The 15,660-nt window shown below is 66.9% G+C and carries 15 protein-coding genes; 9 read left to right on the top strand and 6 right to left on the bottom strand.

The window, feature by feature from the left end:
• Positions 1-54 precede the first annotated feature (54 nt).
• The gene (locus ACO07Z_RS04845) at positions 55-1,434 is read left to right on the top strand and encodes a dicarboxylate/amino acid:cation symporter (protein WP_421697637.1); all 1,380 of its coding nucleotides are present in this window, start codon (positions 55-57) and stop codon (positions 1,432-1,434) included.
• A gap of 515 nt (positions 1,435-1,949) precedes the next feature.
• Positions 1,950-2,075 carry a hypothetical protein gene (locus ACO07Z_RS04840; RefSeq protein ID WP_421697636.1) on the top strand — a complete coding sequence of 42 codons (126 nt, stop codon included), beginning with the start codon at positions 1,950-1,952 and terminating at the stop codon, positions 2,073-2,075.
• Between the two features lie 21 nt (positions 2,076-2,096).
• On the opposite strand, the gene ACO07Z_RS04835 is transcribed toward ACO07Z_RS04840, so the two are convergent.
• The 3 genes from ACO07Z_RS04835 to ACO07Z_RS04825 are packed head-to-tail and all read right to left on the bottom strand — an operon-like array spanning position 2,097 to position 4,393.
• Positions 2,097-3,455, bottom strand: a complete 1,359-nt coding sequence (locus tag ACO07Z_RS04835) for an MFS transporter (RefSeq protein WP_421697635.1) — start codon at positions 3,453-3,455, stop codon at positions 2,097-2,099.
• A gap of 1 nt (position 3,456) precedes the next feature.
• The gene (locus ACO07Z_RS04830) at positions 3,457-3,846 is read right to left on the bottom strand and encodes a hypothetical protein (RefSeq protein ID WP_421697634.1); all 390 of its coding nucleotides are present in this window, start codon (positions 3,844-3,846) and stop codon (positions 3,457-3,459) included.
• A gap of 43 nt (positions 3,847-3,889) precedes the next feature.
• A complete protein-coding gene (locus ACO07Z_RS04825; protein ID WP_421697633.1) occupies positions 3,890-4,393 on the bottom strand; it encodes a DUF3833 family protein in 504 nt (167 codons plus the stop codon).
• A gap of 356 nt (positions 4,394-4,749) precedes the next feature.
• On the opposite strand from ACO07Z_RS04825, the gene ACO07Z_RS04820 reads away from it, so the two are divergent.
• From ACO07Z_RS04820 to ACO07Z_RS04790, 7 genes are all read left to right on the top strand, one after another.
• On the top strand, positions 4,750-5,262 hold the full coding sequence (locus ACO07Z_RS04820; protein ID WP_421697632.1) for a nuclear transport factor 2 family protein: 513 nt from the start codon (positions 4,750-4,752) through the stop codon (positions 5,260-5,262).
• A gap of 239 nt (positions 5,263-5,501) precedes the next feature.
• Entirely contained in the window at positions 5,502-5,804 is a 303-nt protein-coding gene (locus tag ACO07Z_RS04815; RefSeq protein ID WP_421697631.1) for a hypothetical protein, read from the top strand.
• A 192-nt stretch (positions 5,805-5,996) separates the two neighbouring features.
• Positions 5,997-7,463 (top strand): amidase, encoded by a 1,467-nt coding sequence (locus ACO07Z_RS04810; protein WP_421697630.1) that lies wholly within the window; start codon positions 5,997-5,999, stop codon positions 7,461-7,463.
• Positions 7,464-7,585: 122 nt separating this feature from the next.
• Positions 7,586-8,692 carry an ABC transporter ATP-binding protein gene (locus ACO07Z_RS04805; protein ID WP_421697629.1) on the top strand — a complete coding sequence of 369 codons (1,107 nt, stop codon included), beginning with the start codon at positions 7,586-7,588 and terminating at the stop codon, positions 8,690-8,692.
• Positions 8,693-8,695: 3 nt separating this feature from the next.
• A complete protein-coding gene (locus ACO07Z_RS04800; RefSeq protein ID WP_421697628.1) occupies positions 8,696-9,619 on the top strand; it encodes an ABC transporter permease in 924 nt (307 codons plus the stop codon).
• Positions 9,612-10,415, top strand: a complete 804-nt coding sequence (locus tag ACO07Z_RS04795) for an ABC transporter permease (protein ID WP_421697627.1) — start codon at positions 9,612-9,614, stop codon at positions 10,413-10,415. The genes ACO07Z_RS04800 and ACO07Z_RS04795 overlap by 8 nt, the downstream gene beginning before the upstream one ends.
• A gap of 53 nt (positions 10,416-10,468) precedes the next feature.
• Positions 10,469-11,500: an extracellular solute-binding protein gene (locus ACO07Z_RS04790; protein WP_421697626.1), complete on the top strand. Its 1,032-nt coding sequence runs from the start codon at positions 10,469-10,471 to the stop codon at positions 11,498-11,500.
• Positions 11,501-11,621: 121 nt separating this feature from the next.
• On the opposite strand, the gene ACO07Z_RS04785 is transcribed toward ACO07Z_RS04790, so the two are convergent.
• From ACO07Z_RS04785 to ACO07Z_RS04775, 3 genes are read right to left on the bottom strand one after another with little or no spacing between them, the layout of a single operon-like run.
• Positions 11,622-13,136, bottom strand: a complete 1,515-nt coding sequence (locus tag ACO07Z_RS04785) for an ABC transporter substrate-binding protein (protein ID WP_421697625.1) — start codon at positions 13,134-13,136, stop codon at positions 11,622-11,624.
• 18 nt (positions 13,137-13,154) lie between these two features.
• On the bottom strand, positions 13,155-14,855 hold the full coding sequence (locus tag ACO07Z_RS04780; protein ID WP_421697624.1) for a dipeptide ABC transporter ATP-binding protein: 1,701 nt from the start codon (positions 14,853-14,855) through the stop codon (positions 13,155-13,157).
• A complete protein-coding gene (locus tag ACO07Z_RS04775; protein WP_421697884.1) occupies positions 14,852-15,649 on the bottom strand; it encodes an ABC transporter permease in 798 nt (265 codons plus the stop codon). Before ACO07Z_RS04775 ends, ACO07Z_RS04780 begins: the two co-directional genes overlap by 4 nt.
• Positions 15,650-15,660 lie beyond the last annotated feature (11 nt).

Raw genomic sequence — 15,660 nt, 5'->3', positions numbered from 1 at the left:
TTCACACGCCGCCCGCATTACGAGGCGTCGAAGGGGCCAACCGCAGGAAGCGCCATGAAACACGCCCTCGCCCCGGCCTCGGTGAAAGCCGCGCCGCGTCCCTTCTACCGCCAGCTTTATGTCCAGGTGCTGGTCGCCATCGCCGCCGGCATCGCGCTCGGCCATTTCTACCCAAGCCTCGGCGCCGATATGAAGCCGCTGGGCGATGCCTTCATCAAGCTGGTGAAGATGGTGATCGCCCCGGTGATCTTCCTCACTGTCGCCACCGGCATCGCCAATATGCGCGATCTCGGCAAGGTCGGTCGCGTCGCCGGCAAGGCGATGCTCTACTTCCTCACCTTCTCCACGCTCGCCCTCGTCATCGGCCTCGTCGTCGCCAATGTGGTGCGTCCCGGCGCCGGACTGAACATCGACCCCGCCTCGCTGGATGCTAAGGCGGTCGCCGATTACGCCGCCAAGGCGCATGAGCAGACTCTGGTGGGCTTTCTCAGCAACATCATCCCCACCACGCCGGTGAACGCCTTCGCCTCGGGCGACATCCTGCAGGTGCTGTTCTTCGCCGTGCTGTTCGGCATCGCCATGGCCGGCGTCGGCCCGCGTGCCGAGCCGCTGATGCATGTGCTGAACTCGGCCTCGCAGATTTTCTTCCGACTGGTGGAAATCCTGATGAAAGCGGCGCCCATCGGGGCGTTCGGCGCGATGGCGTTCACCATCGGCAAATACGGCATCGGCTCGGTCGCCCATCTCGCCATGCTGGTCGGCACCTTCTATCTCACCAGCCTGCTGTTCGTGTTCGTCGTGCTGGGCGCGGTGGCGCGCTATAATGGCTTCTCCATCCTCGCGCTCATCCGCTACCTCAAGGAAGAGCTGCTGCTGGTGCTCGGCACCTCCTCCTCGGAGGCGGCGCTGCCCAGCCTGATGGAGAAGATGGAACAGGCGGGCTGCCGCAAATCGGTGGTCGGCCTCGTCATTCCCACCGGCTATTCCTTCAATCTCGACGGCACCAACATCTATATGACGCTGGCGGCGCTATTCATTGCCCAGGCCACCGGCATCGAACTGAGCCTCACCGACCAGATCGTCCTGCTGCTGGTGGCCATGCTCTCCTCCAAGGGCGCGGCGGGCATCACCGGCGCCGGCTTCATCACCCTGGCGGCGACCCTCTCCGTGGTTCCCGCCGTCCCCGTCGCCGGCATGGCGCTGATCCTCGGCATCGACCGCTTCATGTCGGAATGCCGGGCGCTGACCAATTTCATCGGCAACGCCACGGCCACCGTGGTGGTGGCGCGCTGGGAGGGTGAGCTCGACCGCGAACGGCTCGACGCCGCGCTGGCCGGGCGGCCGATGGAACTTCCCACGGACGAGGAGGAGGAAGACCTGCGCGCGCCGCACGCCGCCTTCCCCCGCACGCCGCTGCCCGCCGCCGCCGAATAGCGGCCCGCGCGCGCCAAACACGCGGCCGGACCTGGCGACGAACATCGCGAAAGGCCCGGCCGCAGGTCCAGACGCCCACCGGCAGGCCGTTCACGAAGGTGTTATTAATACATAATACCCAAGCGCCATTTCCTCCTCTTAATATCCGTGTGCCCGCTCATGGGCTCAGAAACAAAAACGGAGGACGTTCGAGATGGAAAGCCAGGCGTTGAAGTGGGGTCTTCTTGCTGCAACGGTCGCGACAGCGGGCGCGGCGATCATGACGGCATTCTAGTCGTTTCAGCATTGCGTCGGCCGCGACACTTCCGTTTGGGAAGGTGCGCGGCCGGCGATCTGCGCACCGCCGACGAGACAACGGCGGCGGCGCCCCGCCTTATTGGCGACGCAATAGGACGTTACGTCATCAGGTGCCGCCTCTGCGGCCAGCCCCATCACCGCGATGCCGGGCTTTTTCACCTGACATGGACGCACCAGCGTCAGCCGCCGGCCACAGGCCGCAGCGGCCAAGAGGATTTATGCGCAACTACACTCTCACCCCGCCCACGCCCGCCATCATCCGCTCCAGCCCGGAGTGGAAGCCGGAGCCCTGCGGTCTCACGCGCGAGCAGATCCGCGCCATCATCATCGAACAGATCGGCTGAACCGCCAGCCCGCAGGAGCGCTCAGCGCGCTCCTGCCGTCGGCGCCGCTGCGGTCTCGATCACCGTCCGCAGCCGACGCTGCGCCGCCTCATCGAGCGGAAAGCGCCACATCAGCGCGATGGCGGCGAGCTTGGCCGGGATCGGCAGCCAGGCATAGAGCAAAGCGAGGGCAAGCCCCGCCTGTTCGGTCGGCGCCCCGGTGCCGGGCCGGTAACCCGCCCAATCCAGCAGTGGAAACGTGACGCCGACGGCGATCGCGAGCGCCAACTTGGTGGCGAGCGCCCAGAGCGCGAAATACAGCCCCGAGCGCTGTTCCCCCGACGCCGCCGTGTCGATATCGATCACATCCGCCTGGATAGCCGGCGGCAGCGCCACGTCGAAGGCCAGCAACACGCCCGTCGTGGCACAGATCACACCGAACGCCACCACATCGCCCGGACCGAGAAAACCGGCCCCGGCGAAGACGACGCACGCCGCCAGCATCGCCCCGCACCACGCCTTGTGCTTGCCGAAGCGGCTGGCGCAGCGCAGCGCCAGCGGCAGGCCGGCGACACCGCAGAGAAAATAGAGAAACAGCAGCGGCCCCTGCAGCTGCGCCGCGCCGATACGGTCGGCGACGAAATACAGGAACAGCGTCGCCGGGATGGCGTTGGCGATGCCGTTGAGCAGAAACGCCGCGATCAGCCGCAGGAATGGGCCGTTGGCCCGCAAATGCCGCAGCCCCGCCGCGAGGGACAGTTTCTCCCGCGAGAGATTCTTCGGCTCCGGCACGCCGACAACGCAGGCGCCGCTGAACAGCGGCAGGGTGACGAGCACGAACAGACCCATCGCCGCCAGGCCGTGAAAGCCCGTGGCGTCCGTGCCCAGCCCGATGGCGAAGGGCAGCGCGATGGCGACCAGCGTGCCGGCGAGCGTCACCCCCTCGCGCGCCGCCGCCACCCGGGCGCGGCCGCGATAATCCGAGGTGATCTCCGCGCCCCAGGCGGTGTAGGCGAGGCTCAGCGCGGTATAGCCGAGCGAAAGGCCGAGACCCCAGAGAAAGAGATGGGCGATGCCCGCTCCCGCGCCGGGCCAGAACACCATGAGGGCGCAGAGCGCGGTGACCGGCGCCGCCAGCGCCATCAGCGCCCGCCGCCGGCCGAAGCCGGGCGCGATCCGGTCCGCCGCCCAGCCGAGCAGCGGGTCGGCAAGGGCGTCGATCAGACGGATCGCCAGCAGAGCGGCGCCGACGGCGGTGAGCGAAAGCCCCAGCGCCTCGGCATAGAAGCTCGGCACGATCACATAGAAGGGCAGCGCCAGCGCCGCCAGCGGCAGGGCCGGCAGGGCATAGAGCGCGAGGCGCCGGCCGGTGACGGCCGGACCCGCCGGCGCCTCGCCCATCTCAGCGGCCCATGGTGGCGGTACCGGAAAGCCCGTCGTCGCGCGTCCAGGCGATCTTCTTCGGGCCGAGCGAAGTGATGGTGAAGCAATAAGTGCGGCCCTCATACCAGGTCGGCCATTTCTGGCACAGCCGGTCGTCCTTCACCCACCAGCGCCCCTCCTCGCTCGGGGCCAGCATGGAGCCGATGGAGAAGCCGGAAATATCGCCGGCGACCACGCCGTCGTCGCGATAGACCAGCGGCAGGGTGATGCCATAGGGCGTGCTCAGCCGCACCAGTTCGCCGCCGATCTTGTCCTTGATCTCCGGGCCGCTCAGCGGCTCGGCCAGCGCCGGTGCGGCGGTGGCGGCCAGGAGCAGGGCGAAGCAGAGTGTCTTCTCGCGGGAGCGCATGGAATCCTCCTGTGACATCGGGAGAGAAGGTCGCGGGCTCGCCTCAAGGGCGACGGAAGGTGACGCGGGTGAGCGCGACCGGGAGCCCGTATTTCGTCACCCAGGCGGTGTTCAGCACCGTGCCGTCGTCGCGCAGCACCATCTTGTCGTGGAAGCGGACGAGGTTTTCCCCGGCACCGGGATCGAGGTCGAGGAGATAGCTGAAGGTGGCGGTATCGCCCTTCACGGTCACCTCGGTGGCGCCGCGCACATCCTCGCGCGTGCCGCGATAGCGCCCCGGCCCCAGCCTCTCGAACCGCCAGGTCTTGCGGTCCTTCTCGCCGTCCGCGAAGTGGAAATCCTCCACCAGCGTGAGGACGTTGCCGTTCCAGCGGCCGGTGAGGTCCACCGTGAAGCTGCGCCGCACGCCGTTAATGGCCGAGAACGAGCCCTCCGCGACGGTGCGGCCGGCGAAATACTGTTCGAGCACCAGATCCCTGGCCTGCACGGCCGACGTGCCAAGGCCAGCAAAGGCGAAAATTCCGGCAAGAAGGAGCAGGCGTTTCATCGAATCCTCCGCAGCAGTGCCCGGATTACGCGGGCAGAGCGGCGGCGGATCAGGTCGCGCCGCACGCTGGCGCCCGTCCGGCGCACCCCGGGGGCACACGCATTAGGCCGCGACAGCGACGCGGCACATCCGCACCGCAAAGCACGCTGCCGATTGGTTAGATGAACTTACCTCGCCGGTCACGATTGGCCGGATTGCGAGCAGGGCGAGCCTCCCCTAACGTCATGTCCGGAGCGCAACAGCGGCAAACCGGACGTCAGCTCGTCTCCGACCGCGCTTTTTACATAGCCGGCTTGCGTTCCTCTCCCACGATGCCGCCCGCCGCCAGACCTTCCACCCCACCAAGGAGCACCCCCATGCCCACACGCCCCCTCCCCGCCGCGCTGCTGGCGCTCGCCGTCGCCGCAACCGTCTCCCTGCCGGCCGACGCTAGCGCGACCGCCGGCCCGGACACCGAAGCCCGCAACCGGCAGATCGTCACCGAGGCGTTCGAGCGTTGGCAGGCCGGCGGCACCGGCTTCTTCAGCGAGGTCCTGTCGCCGGATGTCGTCTGGACCATCGAGGGCTCCGGCCCCACCGCCGGCCGCCACGAGGGCCGCGACGCGCTGATCGCACGCGGCGTGCGTCCGTTGACCAGCCGCCTCGCCACCCCGATCCGCCCGGTGGCGAAGACGGTGTGGGCGGATGGCGAGCATGTGATCGTCGCCTGGCAGGGCGAGGCAACGGCGGCGGATGGCCAGCCTTACGTCAATCGCTATGCCTGGATCCTGCGCATGCAAGAGGGCAAGGCGGTCGAGGTCAACGCCTTCCTCGATCTCGTCGCCTATGACGACGTGCTCCGCCGCATTCCCGCCGCTCCGACCGAGTGAAGCGCACCGATCGGTACGGCATGCCATGCCTCAATAATTAGCCGACTGTGCTCTTGTCTCGTGCGCGGGATTCGTCAGTCTCGACGTACAGCAACCATCATAATATAGCCGGCTTACTACACTGTTGCGCCGGCCGCCCTCGCCTACCACGCGACAGATGCGCCGCCCTCCCCTTGCCGGCGAGTCCCTGCCTCCTACATCTGGCGCGCAGGCCGCGAATGGTCGCATGGGGAATGAATATGTCGTCGCGTTACCTTCGTCTTGATCCGGAAACCGTCCGCCTCCTCGACAGCTGCATCGCCCAGGCCCAGCACGCCGCCGCCCAGCTGCATCGCGAGGGCGTCGACGAGGTCATGCGGGTGCGCCTCGCCTCCGCGCTGATGGAGGCGATCAGCCTTGGCGAGCGGGATGAGGAGCGCCTCGTCGCCTTCGCACTTCAGGTTGTACCGGCCTATCGCGAAAAGCTGGCGAAGCAAGCCCCGCCCCTGCCGGAAACTCACGCGGTCGCGCGCGAACGGGCGGCGCCGACGCCGGGCCGCTAGAGCCATTCCCGTAAGAGTGCAGAGCTGCCTTGCGGGACAAATTACGTCCAACCAAAGGGGTGGAGCGATTGCGGTGAAGGTGAATTCACCGGAACAGCTCTCGCCCGGCGTTCCGCAACCGGGCGGCTCTTGCGCGCCCGCTGGCCGGGGGGCGATACATCTCCACCCCCCTGTGGTAGCGGACACCGCCTCATGGACATCAGCGAACTTTACGACGCGAGCGACGCCGTCGCTCTCGCAGACCACGTCGCCAAGGGCGATGTGACCCCCGGCGAACTGCTCGACGAGGCGCTCGCCCGCGTTGCCGCGCTCAACCCGCAGCTCAACGCGGTGACGCTGCTGCGCGAGGACGTGGCGCGCCGGATGATCGAGGAAGGGCTGCCGGAAGGGCCGCTGAAGGGCGTGCCGTTCCTGCTCAAGGATCTCGGCGCCGAGGCGATGGAGTTCCCCTCAAATAATGGCTCGCGCCTGTTCGCCAACACCCGCTACGGCCAGGATTCGGCCATCTATGCCCGGCTGCGGGCGGCCGGGCTCGTCACCTTCGGCCGCACCACCTCGCCGGAAGGCGGCGTCGGTCCCACCACCGAGGCGGCGGTCTATGGCGGGCCGACCCGCAACCCCTGGAATCTCGACCACACGCCCGGCGGCTCCTCCGGCGGCGCAGCGGCGGCGGTGGCCGCCGGCATCCTGCCGGCGGCGCATGGCTCGGATGGCGGCGGCTCGGTGCGCATTCCCGCCTCTTCCTGCGGCCTGTTCGGCTTCAAGGCCACCCGCGCCCGCACGCCGGATGGCCCCTATGTCGGCGAAGGCTGGGCCGGCATGGCCATTGACGGCTTTCTCACCCGTTCCGTGCGCGACACAGCGGTGCTGCTTGATGTGACGCAGGGTCCCGATCTCGGCGCCCCCTACGTCGCGCCGCCGCTGGAAGCCTCCTTCGCCGCCGCACTGGCACGGCGCGACGGGCCGTTCACCATCGCCTTCACCACCACGACGCTGACCGGCGAGCCCATCGCGCCGGAATGCCGGGCGGCGGTGGAATCCGCCGCGAAGCTGCTGGAGAGCCTCGGCCATCGGCTGGTCGAGTCGCGCCCCCAGGCCGACACCGCCGGGATGATGGCGGCCTGGACCAAGATCGTCGGCTGCGGCACCGCGCTCACGGTGGAAAGCGCGGTGCGGCGGCGCGGCCGGCCGCTGGAGGACGGCGAGATCGAGAGCGTCGCCCGCTCGGCGGTGGAATACGCGCGCGGCATCAGCGGCGCCGACTATCTCGAAGCCGTCAACAAAGTGCACGCCTATGGGCGCGAAATGGCCGGCTTCTTCCAGCACGCCGATTTCCTGCTGACCGCGACCCTCGCCGAGCCTCCCGCCAAGCTCGGGCGATTCGACCATGTCGGCCGCGACTACCTTGCCTACCGCATGGGGCCGGACGGCGTGTTCGCTTATTCCCCGTTCACCGCCGCCTTCAATGCTTCCGGCCAGCCCGCCGCCTCGCTGCCGCTGCACTGGACGCCCGAAGGCCTGCCGGTCGGCATCCACCTCGCGGCGCCGTTCGGCCATGACGAAGCGCTGCTCGGCCTGTGCGCGCGCATTGAGGAAGCCGCCCCCTGGGCCGCGCGCCGCCCGCCGATTGCCTTTAAACAGGACCGGCCAAAAATATGATCACATTGCCCTCCTCGCCGCTTGCCGGATGAGGAGGGCTCACTTAGGCTGCTGTTCGATGGCACCGCCTGCGGTGTGTTCGACACCCCTTTCGGGGCCCCTTTTCTAGCAACGGGTGAATAATGCCGGAGCCTTCCCCTGTACCGGACGCCCGCATCGCCGTCGATTGCCAGGGCATCGTCAAGCAATTCGGCGATGGCCCACGCGCCCTTCGGGCGCTCGACAATGTCTCGGTGGCCATTCGCGAGAATGAATTCTTCACGTTGCTAGGACCGTCCGGCTGCGGCAAGACGACGTTGCTTCGCATGATCGCGGGGTTTGAATACCCCACCGAAGGGACGATCCGCCTGCATGGCGAGGACATCGCCGGCCTGCCGCCGTTCAAGCGGCCCATCAATACGGCCTTCCAGAGCTACGCCCTCTTCCCGCATCTGACCGTGTGGGAAAACGTCGCCTTCGGCCTGCAGATGCTCGGCTGGGCCAAGGGCAAGATCGAGGCGCGCGTGGCCGAGATGCTCACGCTCGTCCATATGGAGGAGCTGGCGCAGCGCCGCACCGACCAGATTTCCGGCGGCCAGGCCCAGCGCGTCGCCCTCGCCCGGGCGCTGGCCCCGGCGCCGAAGGTGCTGCTGCTCGACGAGCCGCTCTCCGCGCTCGACTACAAGCTGCGCAAGGAGATGCAGATCGAGCTCAAGCGCATGCAGAGCGAGACCGGCATCACCTTCATCTTCGTCACCCATGACCAGGAAGAAGCGCTCACCATGTCGGACCGCATCGCGGTCATGTCCAAGGGCCGGGTGCTGCAGGTCGGCACGCCCTGGGACATTTACGACAAGCCGGCCGAGCGCTTCGTCGCCGACTTCATCGGCGAGACCAATTTCCTTTCCGCCGCCATGGTCGGCATCGAGGCCGGTGTGGCGCGGGTGCGCCTGCCCTCCGGCATCGAAATCTCCGCCAGCCTGGCGGAAGGCTACCGCCCGGCCGGCGAGGCCACGGTGGTGGTACGGCCGGAACATGCACGCATGGTCACGACCGGCGGGCAGCTGTCCGGCGTGGTGGAGAACATCGTCTATTTCGGCACCGACACCCATATCCATGTGAAGCTGGACCAGGGTTCCACCTTCATGGTGCGGCAGCAGAACTCGCGCAGCAAATCCTGCGGCGCCAGCGTCGGCGATCGCGTCGGCATCGACATCGCGTCCGATGCGGCGCAAGTGCTGCGGGACTGAACGATGGCGAGCGCGGCCGAGATCGCCCGACGCGACGAACAGTCGAAAACCCGCGCGCGCTGGCTGCTGTCGCTGCCGGCGCTTTTCATCGTCTTCATCGCCGCCATCGGCCCGCTCTTCGTCATGCTGGCCTATTCCTTCATGGCCAAGGGCGATTATGGCGACGTGAAGCCCGGCGAGTTCTCGCTCGACGGCTGGTTCTCCGTGCTGTTCCAGCGCGACATCTTCGACGACACGGTGACGCTGGCCGACGCGCATCTGTCGATCCTCTGGCGCTCGGTGCGGCTGTCGGTCATCACCACGCTGGCGACGCTGGCTCTGGGCTTCCCCACGGCCTATTTCATCGCCACGCGGCCGCGCAGCACGCGCGAGGTGTGGGTGTTCCTCATCACCATCCCGTTCTGGACCAATCTGCTCATCCGCACCTTCGCCATGCAGCAGGTGATCCGCAATGAGGGCGTGCTGAACACGCTGCTCATGTGGCTCGGCGTGATCAAAGAGCCGATCCCGATCATGTACACGGACTGGGCGATCCTGTTCGGCATGGTCTATGTCTACCTGCCGCTGATGGTGCTGCCGCTCTATGCCAGCATGGAGAAGCTGGATTTCCGCCTGGTCGAGGCGGGGTACGATCTCTATGCAGGCCGGCTCGCCGTGCTGCGGCGCATCATCCTGCCGCTGGTGAAGCCCGGCATCGTCGCCGGCTCCATCCTGGTCTTCGTCCCCTCGCTCGGCGCCTATGTCATTCCGCGCGTGCTCGGCGGCGGCAAGAATTTGATGCTCGCCAATCTCATCGAGCTGCAGTTCGGCGCCGGCCGCAACTGGCCGCTCGGCGCGGCGCTGTCGATCTCGCTGATGCTTCTCGTCATGGTCGCCATGCTGGTTTATGTGCGCAACGCCACGCGCTCGGGAGGCGGGCATGGCTAAGCCGCGCTTCGACATACGCGCGCAGCCCGGCTTCGGCACGGTCGCGCTGTTCACCTTCGCGATGCTCTATTTGCCGATCGCGACGCTGGTGGTCTACGCCTTCAACGCCAGCGACTCGCTGTCCAGCTGGGGCGGCTTCTCGCTGCACTGGTTCTATGAGGCGGCGGAAAACCAGTCGGTGCAGGATGCGGCATGGCGCTCGCTGGTCATCGCGGTGAGCGCGGCGACGATGGCGACCATCGCCGCCACCATGGCGGCGCTGGCCACCACCCGCACCGGGCCCTATCGCGGGCTGTCGTTCAAATACGCCTTCATCAACCTGCCGCTGATGGTGCCGGAAATCGTCACCGCCGTGGCGCTGCTGATCGTCTTCGCCAAGGTGAAGGTGTGGACCGGCTATTCCGGCCTCGGCTACCTCATTCTGGCGCACACCGCCTTCTGCATCCCCTTCGCCTATCTGCCCATCCGGGCGCGGCTGGAGGGTATGGACCAGTCGCTGGAACGCGCGGCGGCGGACCTATACGCCCCGCCCTGGCAGGTGTTCCGGCGGGTGACGCTGCCGCTGCTGCGGCCCGGCATCATCGCCGGCTTCATGCTGGCCTTTGTCATCTCGCTGGACGACGTGGTGATTTCCGAATTCGTCAAATCGGGCGGGCAGGACACGCTGCCGACCTACATGCTGGGGCAGTTGCGCCGGGCGGTGACGCCGGAGATCAATGCGATTGCGGCGGCCTTCCTGGTGCTGTCGGTGGCGCTGGTGACGGTGTTCTTCTTCATCAACCGCAAGAAAGCCTGACCGACAAACCTAATCCGACACGCCAGAAACAACGGACCGGACGGAGTGGAACGATGACACTGAAATCGACGATGGTGGCGGCGCTCGCCCTGCTCGTCAGCGCGGGCGCGGCCTGCGCCGAGGGGCAGCTGAACATCTATAACTGGGGTGACTACACCAGCCCCGAACTGATCAAGAAGTTCGAGGAGACCCACAAGGTCAAGGTGACCGTCACCGACTACGATTCCAACGACACCGCGCTGGCCAAGATCCGCGCCGGCGGCCATGGCTTCGACATCGTCGTCCCCTCGGCCAACTATATGCCGATCTGGATCAAGGAAGGCCTGCTGCTGGAGGCCCGCCCGGACCAGATGCCGAACTTCAAGAATGTCGACGCGCGCTGGGTGAACGTGCCGTGGGATCCCGGCCGGCACTATTCCGTGCCGTGGCAGTGGGGCGTCAGCGGCATCGGCGTGAACAAGAAGGTCTATGGCGGCGACATCAACACCTCGGCGATCTTCCTCGATCCGCCGAAGGAGCTGATCGGCAAGATCAATGTCGAGCCGGAAATGAACGACGTGCTCTACGCCACGATCAAGTACCTCGGCGGCAACTGGTGCACCACCGACAAGGCGCTGCTGAAGCAGGTGCGTGACAAGCTGCTGGAAGCCAAGCCGAAATGGCTGGCCATGGACTATTCCGTCACCGAGAAGCTGCCGTCGGGCGACTATGCCGGCGTGTATTACTGGAACGGCGCCATCCTGCGCTCGCGCCTGAAGAACCCGGACATCGCCTTCGGCTATCCCAAGGAAGGCTATCCGATCTTCATGGACAGCGTCGCCGTGCTGAAGGATGCCAAGAACCCGGAAAACGCCAAGGCCTTCATGAACTTCATCATGGAGCCGGAAAACGCGGCGATGATCTCGACCTTCGCCAAGTACTCCAACGGCATCAAGGGTTCGGAAGCCTTCTTCCCGGACAACATGAAGGGCGCGCCGGAGCTGAACGTGCCGCCGCAGTTCGAGAAGGCCGGCGAGTTCCTGGAGACCTGCGCGCCGGAAGTCTCCCAGCTCTATGCCCGCATCTGGACCGACATCAACAAGTGATCGGCAGCATCTGACAACGACCGAGGGAGGGCCGCCGGCCCTCCCTTTTTTATGCCCGCCGCACCGGGGCCGGTATGTTCAGCGGCGGTGCGGAGACCGCCGCCGCCTCTGTCGCAGGGACTCAGTTCTTCACCGTCTCTTCCAGGAAGAAGCGGCCGAGAGGGTTCTGGTGGAACTTCTCGATATTGCTGCGGGTGACGTTGATATAGGGGCTGTAATAGAGGTCGATCCAGTTGACGTCGCCCTTGGCGGTCTTCTGCAGCGTCACATACATCGCCTCGCGCTTGACCGGGTCGGTCTCCAGCCGGGCGGCTTCCACCAGCGCCTTCACCTCATCGTTCTTGTAGCGGGTCATGTAGTTCAGATTGGTGTCGTGGCCGAGCACGAAGGTGGTCTTCTGGTCCGGGTCGAGAATGTCGTTGGTCCAGTACATGACCGAGATGTCGTAATCCCCGCTCACCAGCATGTCCCAGCTCTGGCTGGGGTCCACCTTCTGCAGGTTCACGCTCACGCCGGCCTTGGCCAGCTGCTGCTGCACCAGAACCGCGATCTGCTCGTCCGTCTCCTTGCCGGCATTGACGATGTAGTTGAGCGTCAGGCCCGAGGCGCCCGCATCGGCCAGCAGCTTCTTGGCCTTTTCCGGGTCATAGGGGCGCTGGAGATTGTCGGCATAGTGGTAGAGCGAGCCCTTGGGCACATAGGAATAGGCGACCTCGCCGAGATTGAAGGTCGCCGCCTCGACGATGGCCTTCTTGTCGATGGCGAGGTCCAGCGCCTCGCGCACCTCCTTCTTCGCCAGCGCGCCATGCTCGTGGTTGATGAGCATGTGGTCCTCGCGGGTGGAGGGATCGCTGATGACCTTGAGCGCGGGATTGGTCTTCAGCTCGGCGACGCGCGAGAACGGCACGGTGATCGCGGCATCCACCTCGCCGGCCTGGATCTTCAGCATGCGGGTGTTGTCGTCGGGAATGACCAGCCATTCCACGCCGTCGAGGCTCACCTTGCCGGCGTCCCAGTAATTGGGGTTCTTCTTCAGGATGATGCGGTCGCCACGGCGCCACTCCACCACGCTGAAGGCACCCGAGCCCACCGGCTTCTCGGCGAAAGTGTCGGCGGCGGCGCCTTCCACCAGCTTCTTCGGCAGCACCGAGGCATTGGGCAGCGCCATCATGGAGAGGAACGGCACCGACTTGCTCTTCAGCTTCACCACCAGCGTCTTCGGGTCGGTGGCGGTCGCGGTGTCGATGATCTTGAAGCTGTCGGACCAGAGCGAGCCCTTGTCGTCGCGGATACGGGTCAGCGAGTAGGCGGCGTCCTCGGCGGTGACGGGCGCGCCGTCGGAGAACTTCGCCTCGCGCAGCTTGAAGGTGTAGGTGAGCCCGTCCTCGGAGATGGTCCAGCTCTCGGCAAGGCCGGGCACCAGCTGGGTGCCGCTGGCATCGACGCGCACCAGCACGTCGAACACGTTGGAGAACACCCAGTTATCGACATTCTGCGCCGACTTGATGGGGTCGAAGGTGGTGGAATCCTCGTTGCGGGCGATGGTCAGCACGCCGGCGGCATGGGCGAGGCTGGTGGAAAGCGAGAGGAGTGCGGCCAAAGCCGCGAGGCGGGACGTCCGGAGTGCGGTCTTCACGGTTTTTTCCTCTGGTGGTTAGACGGCAAGGGAAGGCGGCGGCGCGATGAGGCGCCGGTCAGGGTCGATGTCGGGAATGGCGGCGATCAGGGCGGCGGTGTAGGCCTCGCGCGGGCGCTCGAAGACCTCGGCGCACGGCCCCTCCTCCACGATGCGCCCGTGATGCATCACCACCACCCGCGTGCAGAGATGGCGCACGATGGCGAGGTCGTGAGCGATGAACACCAGCGTCAGCTCCATGGTTGCCACCAGCCGCTGGAACAGCGCCACGATCTGCGCCTGGATGGTGACATCGAGCGCGGCGACGCATTCATCGGCGACGATCAGCCGGGGATCGACCGCCAGCGCCCGGGCGATGCCCGCCCGCTGGCACTGGCCGCCGGAAAGCTGGCGCGGACGGCGGCCGGCAAGGGCGGGATCGAGTTCCACGAGGCGCAGCAGTTCCTCGACGCGGGCGGGAATGGCGGCGGGCGCCACCTTGCCCTGCACGCGCAGCACCTCCGCCAGCGTCTCGCCGATGGTGAGGCGCGGATTGAGCGAGTTGAACGGGTCCTGAAACACCATCGCCGCCTGCTGGCGGATGCGCGCCAGCGCCACCCCCGGCTGCCCGCGCAGGCTCAGGCCGTCAAAGGTGACATGGCCGTCGGAAATCGGCGTCAGCCCGAGCATGGCGCGCGCCAGCGTCGACTTGCCCGAGCCGCTCTCGCCGACAATGCCCACCGTCTCGCCGGGCCGAATCTGTAGCGACACACCGGCGACCGCGCTGAAGCTGCGCCGCCGGCCGAACAGCCCGCCGGCGACGGGGAACCGCACCTCGAGATCGTCGATCTCGACCAGCGGGCGCGGCGGCGGCGCGAGCGCGCGCACCGGCTTGGCCGGAGCGGCCGGATCGGTCACATCGTCCACCTCATCGGCCTCATCGTCCACCGGCATGGAGGGGTGGCTGGCGATCAGCGCGCGGGTATAGGGATGCTGGGGATGGGCCAGCAGGGCGCGCTTCTCGCCGACCTCCACCACCTGCCCCTGCCGCATGACAGCCACCCGGTCGCAGGTCTGGGCGACCACACCGAGATCGTGGGTGATGAGGATGATGGACAGGCCGCGCTTCTCACGCAACTCCATGAGAAGACGCAGGATTTGCGCCTGGATGGTCACGTCGAGCGCGGTGGTCGGCTCGTCGGCGATGAGGACTTTCGGGTCGCAGGCCAGCGCCACGGCGATCATGGCGCGCTGGCGCATGCCGCCGGAGAATTCGTGGGGATAGGCGCCGAACTGGCGCGGCGGATCGGTGAAGCCGACCTGCCGCATCAGCGCAATCGCCTCCGCCTTCGCCGCCGCCCGGTCCAGCCGCCGGTGAAAACGCAACCCCTCCACGATCTGGTCGCCGACCCGCATGACAGGATCGAGATGGCTGCTAGGGTTTTGAAAAATCATGCCTATTTCGGCGCCGCGCACCTGCTGCATCTGCGGCTCACTCAGCGCCAGCAGGTCCCGCCCGCCCATCATCGCCGCCCCGCCGGTGACGGAAAGCGCGCGTGAGGGCAGAAGTTGCAGCAGCGTGCGGCAGAGCAGGCTCTTGCCGGAGCCGCTTTCACCGACGAGCCCCAGAATTTCGCCGGGCGACAAGTCGAGCGAGACATGGTCGAGCAGGGTGCGCTGGCCATCATCGCCGTGCACGGCGACGGAGAGATCGCGAACGGAGAGCAACGGGGCGCTCATTCGTGAACTCCCATCGCTTCGCCCAGCGCGTCGCCGATCATGGAAAAGCCGAACGCCAGCAATACGATGGCGAGGCCGGGGAACAGTGTGATCCACCACGCCTGCGACAGGAACGCCTGCCCCTCCGCGACCATGATGCCCCACTCGGCGGTGGGCGGCTGCACGCCCAGCCCGAGATAGGAGATGGCAGCGCCGGAGAGCAGCACCAGCACCGCGTCCGACATGCAGAACACCAGCGACCCCGCCACCGAGTTCGGCAGCAGATGGCGGAACAGCACCCGCGTGCGCGAAAAGCCGAGGCTCACCGCCGCCACGGCGTAATCGGCGTTCTTCAGCACGAGAATCTGCGCCCGGATCAGCCGCGCATAAGACACCCAGCCGACCAGCGCCATGGCGATGTAGAAACTGGAAAGCCCCGGCCCGAGAATGGCGATGATGGACAGCATCAGCACGAGGAAGGGAAAGGCGAGGATGATGTCGATCAGCCGCATCAGCACCGCGTCGACGATCCCGCCGAGATAGCCGGCGATGGCGCCGATCACCGTGCCGATGACGAGCGGGAAGAACACGCCGATCAGCGCCATTTGCAGGTCGACACGGGCGCCGAAGATGAGGCGCGAGAGGATGTCGCGGCCGAAATTGTCGGTGCCGAACGGGTGCGCCCAGGAGGGCGGTTGCAGCCGCGCCGCCGCATCCTGGAAGATCGGATCATAGGGCGCGATCACCGGCGCGGCGAGCGCGGCGAACACGAAGCCGCCGAGCAGCACGAGGCCGGCGACCAGCGTGCGGTTCATCCGCTTGCGGG

It is taken from the genome of Ancylobacter sp. (assembly GCF_965229075.1).
GTDB lineage: Bacteria > Pseudomonadota > Alphaproteobacteria > Rhizobiales > Xanthobacteraceae > Ancylobacter.
The sequence above is the reverse complement of the archived record's forward strand: the minus strand, read 5'-3'. Positions and strand labels throughout refer to the sequence as shown.

What these genes read in the sequence shown, in the direction of transcription:
- ACO07Z_RS04845 (WP_421697637.1), top strand. Translation starts at nt 55, where the DNA reads ATGAAACACGCCCTCGCCCCGGCCTCGGTGAAAGCCGCGCCGCGTCCC.
- ACO07Z_RS04840 (WP_421697636.1), top strand. Translation starts at nt 1,950, where the DNA reads ATGCGCAACTACACTCTCACCCCGCCCACGCCCGCCATCATCCGCTCC.
- ACO07Z_RS04835 (WP_421697635.1), bottom strand. Translation starts at nt 3,455, where the DNA reads ATGGGCGAGGCGCCGGCGGGTCCGGCCGTCACCGGCCGGCGCCTCGCG.
- ACO07Z_RS04830 (WP_421697634.1), bottom strand. Translation starts at nt 3,846, where the DNA reads ATGCGCTCCCGCGAGAAGACACTCTGCTTCGCCCTGCTCCTGGCCGCC.
- ACO07Z_RS04825 (WP_421697633.1), bottom strand. Translation starts at nt 4,393, where the DNA reads ATGAAACGCCTGCTCCTTCTTGCCGGAATTTTCGCCTTTGCTGGCCTT.
- ACO07Z_RS04820 (WP_421697632.1), top strand. Translation starts at nt 4,750, where the DNA reads ATGCCCACACGCCCCCTCCCCGCCGCGCTGCTGGCGCTCGCCGTCGCC.
- ACO07Z_RS04815 (WP_421697631.1), top strand. Translation starts at nt 5,502, where the DNA reads ATGTCGTCGCGTTACCTTCGTCTTGATCCGGAAACCGTCCGCCTCCTC.
- ACO07Z_RS04810 (WP_421697630.1), top strand. Translation starts at nt 5,997, where the DNA reads ATGGACATCAGCGAACTTTACGACGCGAGCGACGCCGTCGCTCTCGCA.
- ACO07Z_RS04805 (WP_421697629.1), top strand. Translation starts at nt 7,586, where the DNA reads ATGCCGGAGCCTTCCCCTGTACCGGACGCCCGCATCGCCGTCGATTGC.
- ACO07Z_RS04800 (WP_421697628.1), top strand. Translation starts at nt 8,696, where the DNA reads ATGGCGAGCGCGGCCGAGATCGCCCGACGCGACGAACAGTCGAAAACC.
- ACO07Z_RS04795 (WP_421697627.1), top strand. Translation starts at nt 9,612, where the DNA reads ATGGCTAAGCCGCGCTTCGACATACGCGCGCAGCCCGGCTTCGGCACG.
- ACO07Z_RS04790 (WP_421697626.1), top strand. Translation starts at nt 10,469, where the DNA reads ATGACACTGAAATCGACGATGGTGGCGGCGCTCGCCCTGCTCGTCAGC.
- ACO07Z_RS04780 (WP_421697624.1), bottom strand. Translation starts at nt 14,855, where the DNA reads ATGAGCGCCCCGTTGCTCTCCGTTCGCGATCTCTCCGTCGCCGTGCAC.
- ACO07Z_RS04775 (WP_421697884.1), bottom strand. Translation starts at nt 15,649, where the DNA reads ATGAACCGCACGCTGGTCGCCGGCCTCGTGCTGCTCGGCGGCTTCGTG.